Source organism: Streptomyces sp. NRRL F-6492 (assembly GCF_001280125.1).
In the GTDB taxonomy this organism is placed as follows: Bacteria; Actinomycetota; Actinomycetes; order Streptomycetales; family Streptomycetaceae; genus Streptomyces.
In genome coordinates, this window is record NZ_LGEG01000114.1 from 37,210 (window position 1) to 53,007 (window position 15,798).

Here is a 15,798-nt window from a genome sequence, read left to right on the forward strand (position 1 = left end):
ATTGACTCCGTCCGGCCGTCTTCATAGGGTCGTCCCGCATGGAACTCATCCAGCAGGACCCGGACGTCGACGCCTACCTCGCCGCGGGCGAAGCCGTCGACCACGAGCACCCGCGCGTACGGGAGGTGGCGGACCGTCTCTCCGCCGAGCACCCCGACGCATACTCATACGCCGAAGCCGCCTTCGCGTACGTACGGGACGCCGTCCCGCACTCCATGGACTCCGGCGACCCCCGCGTCACCTGGCGCGCCTCCGACGTCCTGGCGCTGCGCACCGGCGTCTGCTACGCCAAGACCGTCGCGTACGCGGCGCTGCTGCGGGCCCGGGGCATCCCGGCCGCCCTCTGCTACCAGCGGCTCACCGACGACGACGGGTCGCACCCCGTGGTGCACGGCCTCACCGCCGTCCTGCTGCCGGGGGAGCGGGCCTGGGCCCGCCAGGACCCGAGGGGCAACGTGCCGGGCGTCGACACCCGCTTCTCCCTCGGGGAGGAGAGCCTCGCCCGGACCGTGCGGCCGGAGCTCGGCGAGGTGGACTACCCGCTGCTCCACGCCGAGCCCCACCCGGTCGTCCTGGCGGCCCTGAGGGCCGCGCCCGACCGGCCGCACCTGGACCGGACCCTTCCCGCCGGACTCGAACCGGTCAGGCTTCCTTGACCTGGGCCGGCGTCGGAGCCGTACCGCCGAGGTGCGCGGGCACCCACCAGGTGTCGCCCGCGTCCCGGGGGCGGACCGGGTAGGCGCGCTGCGCGGCCTCCAGGAGTTCCTGCACGCGCTCGCGCAGCCGCCGGGTGATGGCGCCCGCGTACTGGTCGGCGGGGGCCTCCACGGCCTCGCCGACGCGGATCGTCACCGGGATGTGGCTCCGCTTGAAGTTCCGCGGCCGGCCCTTCGTCCAGACCCGCTGGGTGCCCCACAGCGCCATCGGGATCAGCGGGACGCCCGCCTCCTGCGCGAGGCGCGCCGCGCCCGTCTTGAAGCCCTTCAGCGTGAAGGACTGGGAGATGGTCGCCTCGGGGAAGACGCCGATGATCTCGCCGGCCCGCAGCGACTCCAGGGCGTGCTTGTAGGCGTGCTCGCCCTGGGAGCGGTCCACCGGGATGTGCTTCATGCCGCGCATGAGCGGCCCGGAGACCTTGTGCCGGAAGACCGAGTCCTTCGCCATGAAGCGCACCAGGCGCTTCTGCGGCAGCGCGGCGAGGCCGGTGAAGATGAAGTCCAGGTAGCTGATGTGGTTGCTGACCAGGACGGCTCCGCCGGTCCGCGGGATGTGCTCCGAACCCTGCGTGTCGATCTTCAGGTCCAGCGCCTTGAACATGGTCAGAGCGGCGCCGACGACCGGCCGATAGACGAGTTCTGCCATCGGAGAGGAACCCCTTCTTCCTGCTTGTCCGGGGAGGGTTCTCCCGGCGAAGTTACGCGGCCGTAGGTTTTCGGCTTTGGGCAGATCGTGCCCCATGAGGGACGCTGTGACCAGCCTGAGCGCCGTCGTGGGGGGAGATTCTCGTCACTAGGGATGGCCGGAACGGGAATCGAATACCCGCCCCGCGGCGCTGTATCCCGCGACACGCGGAAACAGGTGCGCGGGCGGAGGGAAGCGGGAGAGCGATGGACGAGGTCCTGGGGCCGGAGGCGCTCGGCGCCGAACTGGGGGAGCGGGCCACCCTGGTCCAGTTCTCGACCGCCTTCTGCCAGCCCTGCCGGGCCACCCGCCGCACCCTCGCCGAGGTGGCCGCGATGGTGCCCGGCGTGGGCCACGTCGAGATCGACGCCGAGGAACGGCTCGACCTGGTGCGCGCGCTCGGCGTCGTCCGCACCCCCACCGTGCTCGTCCTCGACCGGACCGGCCGCGTCGTCCGCCGGGCCGCCGGACAGCCCCGCAGGGCGGACGTCATCGCGGCCCTGGGGCGGGCGGTCTGACGCGGTGACACTTCCCCCGGTCCGCGCGGCGGCACATCGCCCGGTCCGCGCGGCGGCGCACCCCCCCCGGTCGCGCGACGGAACCCCGCCCGGCCCGTCCGGTCCGCGCGGTGACGCTCCTCCCACATCCCGGTACGCACTTGACTGCACCCTCCACCGATCGTCACCCTGGCGGAGTGACTCTGGAACTCCTTCTCTACGGCCGGGCCCACGTGGACCTGGCCCGCAACGCGAGCGCGCGCTGTCCGGGCGTCTGACCCACCCCAGGACTCCTCTCATGCCGCCCTCGCAGAAGGACAATTCCATGACGGTTTCGCCCGAACTCCGCACCGTTCCCACGATCGGCGCGCCCCGGCAGGCCTCTCCCGATCTGCTCCGCTCCGTCTTCCGCCGGCACGCGGCCGGCGTCGCGGTCGTCACCGCGCGGGGCGAGCGCCCCGTCGGGTTCACCGCGACCTCGCTCAACTCCGTCGCCGCCGAACCGCCGCTGGTCTCCTTCGGCGTGGGCACCGCGTCCTCCTCCTGGCCCGTGGTCTCCGAGGCCGAGTTCATCGGCGTGCACATACTCGGCGAGCACCAGCAGGAGCTGGCCGCCACCTTCGCGCGCAGCGGCGCCGACCGCTTCGGCGAGGGGACCCGCTGGAGCGTCGGCCCCGAGGGGGTGCCCGTGCTCGACGACGTCCTCGCCTGGCTGGTGTGCCGCGTCGTGGCCCGGGTGCCCGCCGGGGACCACCGGATCGTGATCGCGCAGGCGGTCGCGGGCGACCCGGACGGAGCGGGCCGCCCGCTCCTCTACCACCACGGGCGCTTCAACGCGCTGCGCGACTGAGGGTTCCCGCGCGCGCCGCTCTCCGCGCGTTGGCAAGGTCACACGGCTGAGCGCTTGCTCAGTGGTAACGAACTGGGTGTACTGGCGAGTAATATTTTGGACGGGGCGTCCGGCGCCCCGACCGGAAACCCGCCCTTCAGGCGCCTATGCTGCGAGCAACAAGGCAGCCCAGTTATGACGATGCAGTAGGAGAGCCGGCGTGAGCTTGAGGATCGTTGTCTGTGTGAAGTACGTGCCCGACGCCACCGGCGACCGGCACTTCGCCGATGACCTGACGGTGGACCGCGACGACGTCGACGGCCTGCTGTCGGAGCTCGACGAGTACGCGGTCGAGCAGGCCCTGCAGATCGCGGAAGAGGCCGACGACGCCGAGGTCACCGTGCTCACGGTCGGCCCCGAGGACGCCAAGGACGCGCTGCGCAAGGCGCTGTCGATGGGCGCCGACAAGGCCGTCCACGTCGAGGACGACGACCTGCACGGCTCCGACGTCATGGGCACCTCGCTGGTGCTGGCCAAGGCGATCGAGAAGACCGGCTACGACGTGGTCATCGCCGGCATGGCCTCCACCGACGGCGTCATGGGCGTGCTGCCCGCGATCCTGGCCGAGCGCCTGGGCGTCCCGCAGGTCACGCTGCTCTCCGAGGTCAAGATCGAGGGTGGCCCCAACGGTAAGGTGACCGGCCGCCGCGACGGCGACGCCGCCTCCGAGCAGCTGGAGGCCTCCCTGCCGGCCGTCGTCTCCGTGACGGACCAGTCGGGCGAGGCGCGCTACCCGTCCTTCAAGGGCATCATGGCCGCCAAGAAGAAGCCGGTGGAGTCCCTGGACCTCTCCGACCTCGACCTGGAGGCCGAGGAAGTCGGTCTGGAGGGCGCGTGGACCGCGGTCGACTCCGCCACCGAGCGTCCGGCCCGCACGGCCGGCACGATCGTCAAGGACGAGGGCGAGGGCGGCAAGCAGCTCGCCGAGTTCCTCGCGAGCCAGAAGTTCATCTAAGGCTTCAGCCGCGCGGGCCGGGCCTCCGGCCGGGGACCCGCGCGAGCCGCTCAGACCTCCCCCTCACCTTCGCAGGAGATTGAATTTCCATGGCTGAGATCCTCGTCTACGTCGACCACGTCGACGGAGCCGTCCGCAAGCCCACCCTGGAGCTGCTGACGCTCGCCCGCCGTCTGGGCGACCCGGTCGCCGTCGCGCTCGGCAACGGCGCCGCCGACACCGCCCCGGTCCTCGCCGAGCACGGCGCGGTCAAGGTCCTGACCGCCGACGCGCCCGAGTTCGCCGAGTACCTCGTCGTCCCCAAGGTCGACGCCCTCCAGGCCGCCTACGAGGCCGTGTCCGCCGGGGGCTCCCTGGCCGCCGTACTGGTCCCGTCCTCGGCCGAGGCCAAGGAGATCGCGGCCCGCCTCGCGGTCCGCATCGGCTCCGGCGTCATCACCGACGCCGTGGACCTGGAGGCCGGTGCCGAGGGCCCGGTGGCGACGCAGGCCGTGTTCGCCGCCTCCTTCACCACCAAGTCCCGCGTCTCCAAGGGCACCCCGGTCATCACGGTCAAGCCGAACTCGGCCCCCGTCGAGGCCGCCCCGGCCGCCGGCGCCGTCGAGGCCCTGTCGGTCTCCTTCGGCGCGCTGGCCACCGGCACCAAGGTCACCTCGCGCACCCCGCGCGAGTCGACCGGCCGCCCGGAGCTGACCGAGGCCGCGATCGTGGTCTCCGGCGGCCGCGGCGTCAACGGCGCCGAGAACTTCGCGGTCATCGAGGCCCTCGCCGACTCGCTCGGCGCGGCCGTCGGCGCCTCGCGCGCCGCGGTGGACGCCGGCTGGTACCCGCACGCCAACCAGGTCGGCCAGACCGGCAAGTCGGTCTCGCCGCAGCTGTACATCGCCTCCGGCATCTCCGGCGCGATCCAGCACCGCGCGGGCATGCAGACCTCGAAGACGATCGTCGCGATCAACAAGGACGCCGAGGCGCCGATCTTCGAGCTCGTCGACTACGGCGTGGTGGGCGACCTCTTCGAGGTCGTCCCGCAGCTGACCGACGAGGTCAAGACCCGCAAGGGCTGACCTGCGGTTCTGTCGGACCGGGGGCCGCACGGTGAACTCTCACCGTGCGGCCCCCGGCCGTTTCGGACACCCATTGACTCAGCTCCGGCCGCCCGTTAACTTCGCCATACGGATTGTTTATTCCGTTCAGCGGAAAACAGGAGGGTAGTGGGATGGGTCAGCAGGAGAAGGTGTCGACGAGCCTCGCGGGCACGGTCAGCGAGGGCATCAGCGCCTCCCTCGCCGCGGTGGACGCCGAACTGGACCGCCGCTACCCGGGAGACCCCGGCACCCGCCAGCCCGTCCACACCGTCTACGTCCCCGGCAACCTCTTCGACGCCGGCACCGTCCGCTCCTGGGGCGACCGGGCCCTCGCCGCCCTCGACGAACACGCCCCCGACGCCGCCTCCTTCGCCGCCGTCCTCGGCCTCTCCGACGACCTCGCCGAGGACGTGTACGGCCGCGTGCGGGCGAAGCTGGAGCGGGAGCCGATCGAGGACCTCCGGGTCGACTTCGAGGACGGCTACGGGGGCGAGGACGAGGACCGGGACGCGGCCCGCGCCGCCCGGCTGGTCTCCGAGGCGTACGCCGGGGGCACCGCCGCCCCGTACACGGGCATCCGGATGAAGTGCATGGAGGCCGCCGTGCGCGACCGGGGCATCCGCACCACCGACGTCTTCCTCACCGGCCTCCTGGAGCACGGCGGCCTCCCCGAAGGACTCGTCCTCACCCTCCCCAAGGTCACCTACCCCGAGCAGGTCACCGCCTTCGTCCGCCTCCTGGAGGCCTTCGAGAAGGCCCACGGCCTCGACGCGGGCCGCCTCGGCTTCGAGATCCAGATCGAGACCAGCCAGGCCATCCTCGCCGCCGACGGCACCGCCGCCGTCGCCCGCATGATCGGTGCCGCCGAGGGCCGCGCCACCGGACTGCACTACGGCACCTTCGACTACAGCGCCTGCCTCGGCGTCTCCGCCGCCTACCAGGCCAGCGACCACCCGGCCGCCGACCACGCCAAGGCGATCATGCAGGTCGCCGCCGCCGGCACCGGCGTCCGCGTCTCCGACGGCTCCACCAACGTCCTGCCGGTCGGCTCCACCGAGCACGTCCACGAGGCCTGGCGCCTGCACTACGGCCTCACCCGCCGCGCCCTCGCCCGCGCCTACTACCAGGGCTGGGACATGCACCCCGGCCACATCCCCACCCGCTACGCCGCCGTCTTCGCCTTCTACCGCGAGGGCTTCGAGGCCGCCGCCAAGCGCCTCTCCGCCTACGCCAACCACGCGGGCGGCGACGTCATGGACGAGCCGGCCACCGCCAAGGCGCTCAGCTCCTACCTGCTGCGCGGCATCGACTGCGGCGCCCTCGACACCGCCGAGGTCGACGCGCTCACCGGCATGACCCGCGCCGCCCTCGACCGCTTCGCGGCCCCGCGTCGCGGCGACCTCACGGCCTCGGCCGAGTAGCCGCCCGGGAAAGACCGGTCGCCCGGGGAAGGCCGTCCGGCCGGCGTCAGACGGCCGGCGGCGCGATCTCGCCCGAGCCCCGGGCGAGGAGCGTCGTGCCGAGCACCACCCGCTCCGGCGCCCCGTCGACCCCCTCCAGGCGCCGGAACAGCCGCTCCGCCGCCGTCCTTCCGAGCGCGGCGGCGTCCTGGGCGACGACCGTGATGCCCAGGAGGTCGGCCAGCTCGATGTCGTCGAAGCCGACCAGGGCGACCGGCCGGTCCCGCCCGGCGAGGGCCCGGACGGCCGTGACGGTGACCCGGTTGTTCCCCGCGAACAGCGCCGTCACCGGCTCCGGCGCGGCCAGCATCCCCCGTACCGCCGCGTCCACCCGCTCCGGATCGGTCGGGCCCGGCGAGACCCACTCCTCCCGGACCGGGAGCCCCGCGTCCTCCATCGCCGCGCGGTAGCCGCGCAGCCGCTCGGCCGCCGTGTGGATGCGCGGGCGGTCGCCGACGAAGCCGATCCGGCGGTGGCCGTGGGCGATCAGATGGGCCGTGCCCTCGCGCGCCCCGCCGAAGCTGTCGGAGAGGACCGCGTCGGCGTCGATCCGCCCGGCGGGACGGTCGACGAACACCGTGGCGACGCCCGCCCTGATCTCGGGCTCCAGATACCGGTGGTCGTCGCCGGCCGGGATGACGATGAGGCCGTCGACCCGGCGCGCGCACAGCGCGAGCGCCAGCTCCTGCTCCCGGTCGGGGTCCTCGGCGCTCGACCCGTTGATCAGGAGGGCCCCGTGCGCCCGCGCGACCTCCTCGACCGCCCGGCTCAGCGGACCGTAGAAGGGGTCGGCGAGATCCTCCAGGACCAGGCCGACGGTCGCGGTCCTGCCCTTGCGCAGGACCCGCGCGCTGTCGTTGCGCCGGAAGCCGAGGACCTCGATGGCCTCCTGCACCCGCCGCTCGGTGTCGGGGGTGACGCCCGGCTCGCCGTTCACCACCCGGGACACCGTCTTCAGGCCCACGCCCGCCTTGGCGGCGACGTCCTTCATCGTGGGCCGGTTGCCGTAGCGGTGCTCGGGGCGGTGGGCGGTGTCGGCCACGGTCTGCGGCTCCTCCGTCGTGTCGGGACCCCGCCGTGGCCGGGCCGTCTTTCGGACTCCGAACGAGCATAGGGCCTGGACAACGTTGTCATGAGGCGTGAGAACATACGGAACGCCCGACCGTCCCCGGCCGTCCCCGGAGGTTCCCCGCCCATGCACACCGACCTCGCCACGGGTCTCGTCGCCGCCCTCGACATCGGGGGCACCAAGATCGCCGGCGCCCTGGTCGACGGCGAGGGCCGCGTCCGCGTCCGGTCCCGGCGGCCCACGCCCGCGCGTGAGGACGGCGAGACGGTGATGGCGGCGGTCGAGGACGTCCTCGGCGAACTCGCCGCCTCTCCGCTGTGGGAGGCCGCCGAGGCCGTCGGCATCGGCAGCGCGGGCCCGGTCGACGCGGCCCGGGGGACCGTCAGCCCCGTCAACGTCCCCGGCTGGCGCGACTACCCGCTCGTCGAACGGGTCCACCGGGCCGCCGGCGGCCGGCCGGTCACCCTCGTCGGCGACGGCGTCGCCATGACGGCGGCCGAGCACTGGCTCGGAGCCGCCCGGGGCCACGACAACGCCCTCTGCCTCGTGGTCTCCACGGGCGTCGGCGGCGGTCTCGTCCTCGACGGCCGCCTCCACCCGGGCCCCACCGGCAACGCCGGGCACATCGGGCACATCGTGGTCGACCTGGACGGCGAACCCTGCGCGTGCGGCGGGCGCGGCTGCGTCGAACGCCTCGCCAGCGGCCCGCACCTGGCGCGGCGCGCCCTGGAGAACGGCTGGCGGCCGGGGCCCGACGGCGACGTCTCCGCCGCCGCGGTGGCAGCCTCCGCGCACGCCGGGGACCCGGTGGCCGTGGCCTCGTTCGAGCGCGCCGCCCAGGCCCTCGCGGCGGGCATCGCCGCCACGGCGGCCCTGGTCGAGATCGACATCGCGGTCGTCGGCGGTGGAGTGGCGGGCGCCGGCGAGGTCCTCTTCGCCCCGCTCCGGCGCAGCCTCCGCGGCTACGCCACGCTCTCCTTCGTACGGGACCTGGCGGTCGTCCCCGCCGTCACGGGCGCGGACGCGGGCCTCCTGGGCGCGGCGGCGGCCGCCGGTCGCACGCGGGAGCGCGGGTCGCGCGCCGACGCGAACGCGGGTGTCGGCACCGGTTCTTGAGGCTGCGGCACGACGCGGGGGAGGAGGGGGCCGCGACGGCCCCGTCTTCCCGTGTCCGGCCTGCTCCCGTAGCCGCTCGTTCTCGTAGCCGCTCGTTCTCGTACCCGCTCGTTCCCGTACCCGCTCGTTCCCGTACCCCCGCGTTCTCGTACTCGCTCCCGTATCCGCTCACTCCCGTACCAGCTCGGCCCTCCTCTGACCGATCAGCCTTCCCTCGGCCGTCCTGCGCTCCGGTGGTCTCTGCTCGACGACCACCAGGAACGTGTCGGACTCCAGGTCCATCACGACCCGGGCCGGCACTCCCTCGTCGCGCCGCGCGCCGGCGAACTCCTCCGCGGGCCAGCTGCCCCGCGGACCGCCGGCCGGAAAGCGTTCGAGAACCGTACGACTCATGTCCACACCCCTCGTGCTTGGCGTTTTCCACGACGGTTTCCCCGAAGTGTCACGCCCATGCCGGTACCGACGCCGATCCATACGTTCGTGGTTTCCGTGGCAGGGTGTTGCGGGCAAGCCACAGGGGGCTACCGAAGAGGGGGAAACGTGATCGTCTGGATCAACGGGGCGTTCGGCGCGGGGAAGTCCAGCACCGCGCGTGAACTGGTCGAGCTGATCCCGCACAGCACCCTGTACGACCCCGAACTCGTCGGCGGGGCGCTCGGCCGGCTGCTTCCGGCCAAGCGGCTCGCCGAGGTCGAGGACTACCAGGACCTGCCGATCTGGCGGCGGCTCGTCGTCGACGCGGCCGCCGCCCTGCTCGCCGAGGTCGGCGGCGTCCTGGTCGTCCCCATGACCCTGCTCCGTCAGGAGTACCGGGACGAGATCTTCGGCGGGCTCGCCGCCCGCCGCATCGAGGTGCGCCACATCCTGCTCTCACCTGAGGAAACGATCCTGCGACAACGGATCGACACCCGGGCGGAGTACGGCGATCCCGAGGCCGACGCCCGCGTCCGGGAGTGGTGCCACGCGCACGTGGATCCGTACCGCACCGCCCTCGGCTGGCTCGCCGCCGACGCGTACCCCGTCGACAACTCCGCGCTCACCGTGGCCGAGACCGCCCGGACCGTCGCCGACGCGGTCCGGGGCGGGCTCGCCGCCCCCTGCGGGATCGTCCAGACGCCCGAACCGACCGGCGAGACCGTCGCCGCCGGCGTGCTGCTCTTCGACGAACAGGACCGCTTCCTGCTCGTGGACCCCACCTACAAGCCCGGCTGGGAGTTCCCCGGCGGCGTCGTCGAGCCCGGCGAGCCCCCGGCCCGGGCCGGGATGCGGGAGGTGGCCGAGGAGGTCGGCCTCGCACTCGACGCCGTGCCCCGGCTGCTGCTCGTCGACTGGGAACGGCCCGCGCCCCCGGGGTACGGGGGGCTGCGCCTCCTCTTCGACGGGGGCACCCTCCGCGCCGCCGACACCGAGCGGTTGAGCCTCCCCGGCGCCGAACTGCGCGGCTGGCGCTTCGTCACCGAGGAGGAGGCCGCCGACCTGCTGCCGCCCGTCCGCTACCAGCGCCTCCGCTGGGCCCTGCGCGCGCGGGAGCGGGGCACGGTCCTCAACCTGGAGGCCGGGGTCCCGGTGGGGTGACCGGCCGGGACGGCGGCGACGACCGGGACCGACCGCTCAGGCCGGAACCGCTCCGGCCCTCGCCGCCGCCCTCAGCCGGGCCGCCGTGTCCGTGACCACCGGCGCGCCGTGCCCGCAGCACAGCACCGACGGGTCCAGCTCCGCCAGCCTCCGCATCGACTCCAGGGCGAGGGCGCGGTCGACGTGGAACACGCCGAAGGTCACCTCTCCCACCGAGGCCACCGTGTCCCCGGCGAACAGCACGCCGTGGCGGGGGAGGTGCACGGCGATCGAGCCCGGGGTGTGGCCGGGGACGTGGACCACCACGGCCCCGTCGCCGAAACCGAGCTCCTCGCCGTCCTCCACCTCCCGGTCCACCCGGGTCGGCGGCGCTTCCGGCACGGTCAGACCGTGCTCGTACAGCGGGAGTTCCCAGTCCAGGAGGTCGGGCTCGGGGACCGGGGCCTCGCCCCGGACCACCGGCGCGTCCAGGCGGTGCGCCACGATCTCGGCCCCGTGACGGTCCGCCAGCTCCTGGGCCGCGCCCACGTGGTCCCCGTGGCAGTGGGTCAGCACGATGCGGCGCAGCCGGTCCGGGTCCAGACCGGCCGCCCGTACGGCCGCCGTCGTCGCGTCCGCCGTACCCGCCCACCCCGCGTCGACCAGGGTCAGTTCCTCCTCGTCCCGCCAGAGGTAGGCCTGGCCTATGGAGTAGTCGAGCACGTGCAGCCGCGGAGTCACGATGAGGGGTTCCATGCGGCGAACCTACGCGTCCGCGCAGGTCCGCCGCCCGGTTCTACGCTCTCGGCGAGCTTCGCCGAACGCTGAACCCGATCAGGAACCGAAAGCGCGTCAGGCCTGCTTCGAGCGCGCGTAGTTGACGAGGAAGTGCGCCTCGGCCACCGACAGGCGCTCCAGCTCCTCCGGCGACACGGACTCGTTGGGCGCGTGGATCTGCGCCTCCGGCTCGCTCAGGCCGATCAGCAGGATCTCCGCCTCCGGGTACAGCGAGGCCAGCGTGCTGCACAGCGGGATCGAGCCGCCCAGACCGGCCGTCTGCATCTCCTGACCGGGGTACGCGACCTCCATCGCCTCGGCCATCGAGGCGTACGCCGGGCTCGACGTGTCCGCCTGGAAGGCCTGGCCCTGGCCGACCTGCTCCAGGGTCACCCGGGCGTTCCACGGCGTGTGGTTCTCGATGTGGGCGAAGAGCAGCTTCGTCGCCTCGGCCGCGTCCTGGCCCGGCGGCACCCGCAGGCTGACCTGCGCGCGGGCCGTCCTCGGGACGGACGGGGTGGCGCCGGCCACCGGGTGGCAGTCGATGCCGACGACGGTGACGGCGGGGCGCGCCCAGATGCGGTCCGCGACCGTGCCGCCGCCCGGCAGGTCCACGCCCGGCAGCACCTTGGCGTCCTGGCGGAAGTTCTCCTCCGGGTACTGGAGGCCCTCCCACACGGCGTCGCCCGGCAGGCCGTCGATGACGGTCGAACCGTCCGGGCCGCGCAGCGAGTCGAGCACGCGGATCAGCGCGGCGAGCGCGTCCGGGGCGGCGCCGCCGAACTGGCCGGAGTGCAGGTTGCCCTCCAGGGTGTCGATCCGCACCCGGATCATCGTCATGCCGCGCAGGGTCGCGGTCACCGTCGGCAGGCCCACCCGGAAGTTGCCCGCGTCGCCGATCACGATCGCGTCGGCGGTCAGCAGTTCGGGGTGCTCCTCGGCGTACCGCTCCAGGCCGCCGGTGCCCTGCTCCTCCGAGCCCTCGACGATCACCTTGACCGTCACCGGGACGCCGCCGTTCGCCTTCAGGGCGCGCAGCGCGAGCAGGTGCAGGACCACCCCGCCCTTGCAGTCGGCCGTGCCGCGTCCGTACCAGCGTCCGTCGCGCTCGGTCAGCTCGAACGGCGGGGAGAGCCACGCGGACTCGTCCAGCTTCGGCTGCACGTCGTAGTGCGCGTAGAGCAGGACGGTCGGCGCGCCGGCCGGGCCGGGGAGCATGCCGTACACGGCCTGCGAGCCGTCCGGGGTGTCGAGCAGCGCCACGTCCTGGAAGTCCTCGGCGCGCAGCGCGTCGGCGACCCAGTTCGCCGCCGCCTCGCACTCGCTGCGCGGGGCCACGTTCTCGTCCGCCACCGACTCGAAGGCCACCAGCTCCGTGAGCTCCGTCCTGGCGCGGGGCATCAGGGACCGTACGGTCTCGGCGATCGGATTCGCGGTCATGGGCACGCTCCTGGTGGGTGCGACGTTACGACGGGAGGAGGGCGTTCGTCGCGTGTCGTGGCGCGGCGAACGCACCGTCGATCCTACGGCCGGGGCCCCGGCTACCGCGCCGTAGGATGCGTCAGGAGCAGACCCCCGGTCGGATCAGGAGCAGAAGCACATCGTGAGCAGCGAGCACGCAGGGAACGCCGGTCCGGAGAACACCGAGCCCGAGGGCGCGGCTCCTGAGGGCACGGGTGCGGAGGCGGCGAGGGACGAGACCCCGGGCGCGGCGGGCGACGGGGGCGCGGACGGCCTCGCGGACGTGGTGGAAGGCGGCCCGGCGGACGCGGCCGCCGCCGTGGACGGCGGGGCGGCGGACCCGGACGGCGGGGCGGACGTCTGGGACGTCGTGGTCGTCGGCGCCGGACCGGCCGGCGCGTCCGCGGCCTACGCGGCGGCGGTGGCCGGGCGCCGGGTGCTCCTCCTGGAGAAGTCCGAGCTGCCCCGGTACAAGACCTGCGGCGGCGGCATCATCGGCCCCTCCCGCGACTCGCTCCCGCCGGGCTTCGAACTGCCCCTCCAGGACCGGGTGCACGCCGTCACCTTCTCCCTCGAAGGACGCTTCGCCCGCACCCGCCGCTCGCGCCGGATGCTCTTCGGGCTCATCAACCGCCCCGAGTTCGACGCGCAGCTCGTCCAGCACGCGCAGAAGGCCGGCGCCGAGCTGCGGACCGGCGCCACGGTGACCCGGTTGGAGCAGCACGGACCGGCGGTGCCGGACCGGCGGACCGCCGCCGTCGTCCTGGCCGACGGCGAGACGATCCTGGCGCGCGCGGTCGTCGGCGCCGACGGCAGTGCCAGCCGCATAGGCGCTCACGTCGGGGTGAAGATGGGCCAGGTCGACCTGGGCCTGGAGGCGGAGATCCCCGTGCCGCCGTCCGTGGCCGAGGACTGGAAGGGGCGCGTCCTCATCGACTGGGGCCCGATGCCCGGCAGTTACGGCTGGGTGTTCCCCAAGGGCGACACGCTGACCGTCGGCGTCATCTCGGCGCGCGGCGAGGGGGCCGCCACCAAGCGGTACCTGGAGGACTTCGTCGCCCGGCTCGGTCTGGCCGGCTTCGAGCCCTCGGTCTCCTCCGGCCACCTGACGCGGTGCCGCACCGACGACTCGCCGCTCTCCCGCGGCCGGGTCCTGGTCTGCGGCGACGCGGCCGGTCTCCTGGAGCCGTGGACGCGCGAGGGCATCTCGTACGCGCTGCGCTCGGGCCGCCTCGCGGGCGAGTGGGCGGTACGGGTCGCCGAGGCGAACGACGCGGTCGACGCCCGCCGCCAGGCCCTGAACTACGCCTTCGCCGTCAAGGCGGGCCTCGGCGTGGAGATGGCGGTCGGGCGGCGGATGCTCGCCGTCTTCGAGCGCCGCCCGGGGCTGCTGCACGCCACGCTCACGGGGGTGCGGCCGGCCTGGAACGCCTTCGCCGACATCACCCGGGGCTCGGCCACCCTCGGCGGCATGGTCCGCTCGAACGGTCTGGCCAGGCGGGCCCTGGAGCTCCTGGACAAGCGGATGGACACCTCGTCCGGCGTCGGCCCGGCGGGCCGGGGCGTCACGGCGAAGGACCGGGACGTGTCGGAGCCGGAGGAGCCGGGGGCCGCGGAGTCCGAGGAGCCGCGGGCCGCTGAGGGTGCGAAGGGCGCGGAGCCGGACGCCTGACGCGCGCTCCCGGCGGTTCGGCACGGCCGCCGGGGAGCGCGATCGACTCGTACGGGCCCCGCCGGTCCGGTCCGCTCACGCGGCCGGAGTGGCGGGGCCCGTCGTCGTGATGCGGAAGACGGGGTGCTTCGGCGCGACGGCGCGCAGTTCGGCGTCGGAGGAGTCGGGACCGACCCCGTCGAAGAAGATGCCGACCTCGGCCTTCCAGCGCTTGAGGTAGGCGCGGAGCAGCGCGGGCTTGGCGTCGTCGGCGACCTCGGCGGCGGTGAACTCCTGCACGTGCTTGCCGAGGTGCAGCTGTCCGCCGCCGGCGGCCCGCATGTTGTGGGTCCACTGGACGTGGCCGCGGGGGGCCACGAGGTACTGGGCGCCGTCCACCGTCAGGAGGTTGACGGGGGTGCGGCGCCATTCGCCGCTCTTGCGGCCGCGGACGGCGAGCACGCGGGACCCCCAGACGCTGATGCCGCGGCGGGTGGCCCAGGCGACCAGCCGGTTGAAGACGTTCACGGTGAACCAGCCGGGCTTGATGACGTGGGTGCTGGCGGGCTGGGCGGACATGGCTGCCTCCTGGGGCTTCGGGGCGAGGGCGGGGCTTCCGGCGGTGAGAAAATCGTGAGCAGTGCTCTCGCTTGAGATCAGTGTGCACGGCTTGGTGCTCACATTCAAGAGCGGTGCTCTCATTTAGTTTCGGCGCTCCTTTTCCGTTCCACCGCTCTCGTTTCGTTCCGGTGCTCCGAAAGTGACACACTGCTCTCCATGACGACCGTCCGAGGAGTCCGCGCCCGCGCCCGCATCGAGATCACCGCCGCCATCAAGGACGAGGCCCGCACCCAGCTCGTGGCGGAAGGCGCCGCCAAGCTGTCCCTGCGGGCCGTCGCCCGCGAGCTGGGCATGGTGTCCTCCGCGCTCTACCGCTACTTCCCGAGCCGCGACGACCTCCTCACCGCCCTGATCGTCGACGCCTACGACGCCGTCGGCGCCGCCGCCGAGCAGGCCGCCGCCGACTCCGCCGGGCAGCGCCCGCTGGACCGCTGGACCGCCGTCTGCCGGGCGGTCCGCGCCTGGGCGGTCGCCCACCCCCACGAGTACGCCCTGATCTACGGCTCCCCGGTCCCCGGCTACGCCGCGCCCCGGGACACGGTGGCCCCCGCCGCCCGCGTCGGTCTCGCCCTCATCGGGATCGTCCGCCTGGCCCACGCCGGTGAGGGCCTCGCCCTCCCTCCGCTCCCGGACGCGCTGCGGCCCGAGGCCGGGCGGATCGCCGCCGACCTCGCCCCGGACCTCCCCCCGGCCCTCGCCGTCGCGCTCGTCGCCGCCTGGTCGCAGCTCTTCGGCCTGGTCTCCTTCGAGGTGTTCGGCCAGTTCCACCGCGTCGTCGAGGACCGCGACGCCTTCTTCACCGCGGCCGCCCGCCGCCTGGGCCAGGACGTGGGCCTGCTTCCGCGCGGCTGAACACGCGGGGCCGCCGGGCCGCCGAAGCACCGGTCTTCCCGAAGCACCGGCGCGCGTGACACCCTGGCGGTGTGATCATCAGGGTGAGTGAGGCGCGCGTACGTCCTGACCGGTTCGAGGCGTTCCACGACATGATCGTCTCCGCGGTGCGCGAGTTCCCCGACCGCTACCCGGGCCTCGTGGACCACGAGGTGCTGCTCGCGCCGCCCGACGCGCTGCTGTACGTCAGCCGCTGGCGCGACGAGCGGGCCCTGGTCGACTACGCCGGCGAGCACTGGCGCGACCGGCCCGTCGTCCTGCCGGGCGAGGACGAGTACCTGGCCGCGCCGCTCCGGGTACGGCACTTCACGCTCGCGCCCCTGGAGTGAGGGGCCTCCCGTCCGGCCCCTGAACGCGTCCGCCCGGACGAC

Annotated in this window: 17 protein-coding genes; 11 read left to right on the forward strand and 6 right to left on the reverse strand. The window is 73.9% G+C overall.

Annotation, left to right across the window (positions count from 1 at the left end; all coding sequences use genetic code 11):
- Positions 1–38 precede the first annotated feature (38 nt).
- Entirely contained in the window at positions 39–656 is a 618-nt protein-coding gene (locus tag ADL08_RS10650; protein WP_053641835.1) for a transglutaminase-like domain-containing protein, read from the forward strand.
- On the opposite strand, the gene ADL08_RS10655 is transcribed toward ADL08_RS10650, so the two are convergent.
- Positions 643–1,362 carry a lysophospholipid acyltransferase family protein gene (locus ADL08_RS10655; RefSeq protein ID WP_053641836.1) on the reverse strand — a complete coding sequence of 240 codons (720 nt, stop codon included), beginning with the start codon at positions 1,360–1,362 and terminating at the stop codon, positions 643–645. The two genes, ADL08_RS10650 and ADL08_RS10655, sit on opposite strands and share 14 nt — an antisense overlap.
- Before the next feature lie 245 nt (positions 1,363–1,607).
- On the opposite strand from ADL08_RS10655, the gene ADL08_RS10660 reads away from it, so the two are divergent.
- The 5 genes from ADL08_RS10660 to ADL08_RS10680 all read left to right on the forward strand — a co-directional run bounded on the left by ADL08_RS10660 (position 1,608) and on the right by ADL08_RS10680 (position 6,248).
- Positions 1,608–1,919 (forward strand): TlpA family protein disulfide reductase, encoded by a 312-nt coding sequence (locus ADL08_RS10660; RefSeq protein ID WP_053641837.1) that lies wholly within the window; start codon positions 1,608–1,610, stop codon positions 1,917–1,919.
- A gap of 304 nt (positions 1,920–2,223) precedes the next feature.
- A complete protein-coding gene (locus tag ADL08_RS10665; protein ID WP_053641923.1) occupies positions 2,224–2,748 on the forward strand; it encodes a flavin reductase family protein in 525 nt (174 codons plus the stop codon).
- A gap of 199 nt (positions 2,749–2,947) precedes the next feature.
- Complete coding sequence (locus ADL08_RS10670) at positions 2,948–3,742, forward strand: electron transfer flavoprotein subunit beta/FixA family protein (protein WP_078968507.1); 795 nt, start codon at positions 2,948–2,950, stop codon at positions 3,740–3,742.
- Positions 3,743–3,831: 89 nt separating this feature from the next.
- Positions 3,832–4,806 carry an electron transfer flavoprotein subunit alpha/FixB family protein gene (locus ADL08_RS10675; RefSeq protein ID WP_053641839.1) on the forward strand — a complete coding sequence of 325 codons (975 nt, stop codon included), beginning with the start codon at positions 3,832–3,834 and terminating at the stop codon, positions 4,804–4,806.
- Between the two features lie 152 nt (positions 4,807–4,958).
- Positions 4,959–6,248, forward strand: a complete 1,290-nt coding sequence (locus tag ADL08_RS10680; protein WP_053641840.1) for a DUF6986 family protein — start codon at positions 4,959–4,961, stop codon at positions 6,246–6,248.
- Positions 6,249–6,294: 46 nt separating this feature from the next.
- Here ADL08_RS10680 and ADL08_RS10685 read toward each other — a convergent pair whose 3' ends face one another.
- Positions 6,295–7,329 (reverse strand): LacI family DNA-binding transcriptional regulator, encoded by a 1,035-nt coding sequence (locus ADL08_RS10685; protein WP_053641841.1) that lies wholly within the window; start codon positions 7,327–7,329, stop codon positions 6,295–6,297.
- Positions 7,330–7,482: 153 nt separating this feature from the next.
- Between ADL08_RS10685 and ADL08_RS10690 the strand changes: the two genes are divergently transcribed.
- A complete protein-coding gene (locus tag ADL08_RS10690; RefSeq protein ID WP_053641842.1) occupies positions 7,483–8,472 on the forward strand; it encodes an ROK family protein in 990 nt (329 codons plus the stop codon).
- Between the two features lie 168 nt (positions 8,473–8,640).
- On the opposite strand, the gene ADL08_RS10695 is transcribed toward ADL08_RS10690, so the two are convergent.
- The gene (locus tag ADL08_RS10695; protein WP_053641924.1) at positions 8,641–8,865 is read right to left on the reverse strand and encodes a hypothetical protein; all 225 of its coding nucleotides are present in this window, start codon (positions 8,863–8,865) and stop codon (positions 8,641–8,643) included.
- Between the two features lie 147 nt (positions 8,866–9,012).
- On the opposite strand from ADL08_RS10695, the gene ADL08_RS10700 reads away from it, so the two are divergent.
- Entirely contained in the window at positions 9,013–10,047 is a 1,035-nt protein-coding gene (locus ADL08_RS10700) for an NUDIX hydrolase (RefSeq protein ID WP_053641843.1), read from the forward strand.
- Between the two features lie 36 nt (positions 10,048–10,083).
- Here the strand turns inward: ADL08_RS10700 and ADL08_RS10705 are convergent, their stop codons facing one another.
- A complete protein-coding gene (locus ADL08_RS10705) occupies positions 10,084–10,782 on the reverse strand; it encodes an MBL fold metallo-hydrolase (RefSeq protein WP_053641844.1) in 699 nt (232 codons plus the stop codon).
- A gap of 96 nt (positions 10,783–10,878) precedes the next feature.
- Entirely contained in the window at positions 10,879–12,243 is a 1,365-nt protein-coding gene (locus tag ADL08_RS10710; RefSeq protein ID WP_053641845.1) for a dipeptidase, read from the reverse strand.
- Positions 12,244–12,583: 340 nt separating this feature from the next.
- Between ADL08_RS10710 and ADL08_RS10715 the strand changes: the two genes are divergently transcribed.
- Positions 12,584–13,936, forward strand: a complete 1,353-nt coding sequence (locus ADL08_RS10715; RefSeq protein ID WP_199836989.1) for a geranylgeranyl reductase family protein — start codon at positions 12,584–12,586, stop codon at positions 13,934–13,936.
- A 75-nt stretch (positions 13,937–14,011) separates the two neighbouring features.
- Here ADL08_RS10715 and ADL08_RS10720 read toward each other — a convergent pair whose 3' ends face one another.
- The gene (locus tag ADL08_RS10720; RefSeq protein ID WP_053641847.1) at positions 14,012–14,494 is read right to left on the reverse strand and encodes a nitroreductase family deazaflavin-dependent oxidoreductase; all 483 of its coding nucleotides are present in this window, start codon (positions 14,492–14,494) and stop codon (positions 14,012–14,014) included.
- A 198-nt stretch (positions 14,495–14,692) separates the two neighbouring features.
- Between ADL08_RS10720 and ADL08_RS10725 the strand changes: the two genes are divergently transcribed.
- Entirely contained in the window at positions 14,693–15,388 is a 696-nt protein-coding gene (locus ADL08_RS10725; RefSeq protein WP_053641848.1) for a TetR/AcrR family transcriptional regulator, read from the forward strand.
- Positions 15,389–15,471: 83 nt separating this feature from the next.
- Positions 15,472–15,756 (forward strand): antibiotic biosynthesis monooxygenase, encoded by a 285-nt coding sequence (locus ADL08_RS10730; RefSeq protein WP_234352091.1) that lies wholly within the window; start codon positions 15,472–15,474, stop codon positions 15,754–15,756.
- The last annotated feature ends 42 nt before the right edge of the window (positions 15,757–15,798 follow it).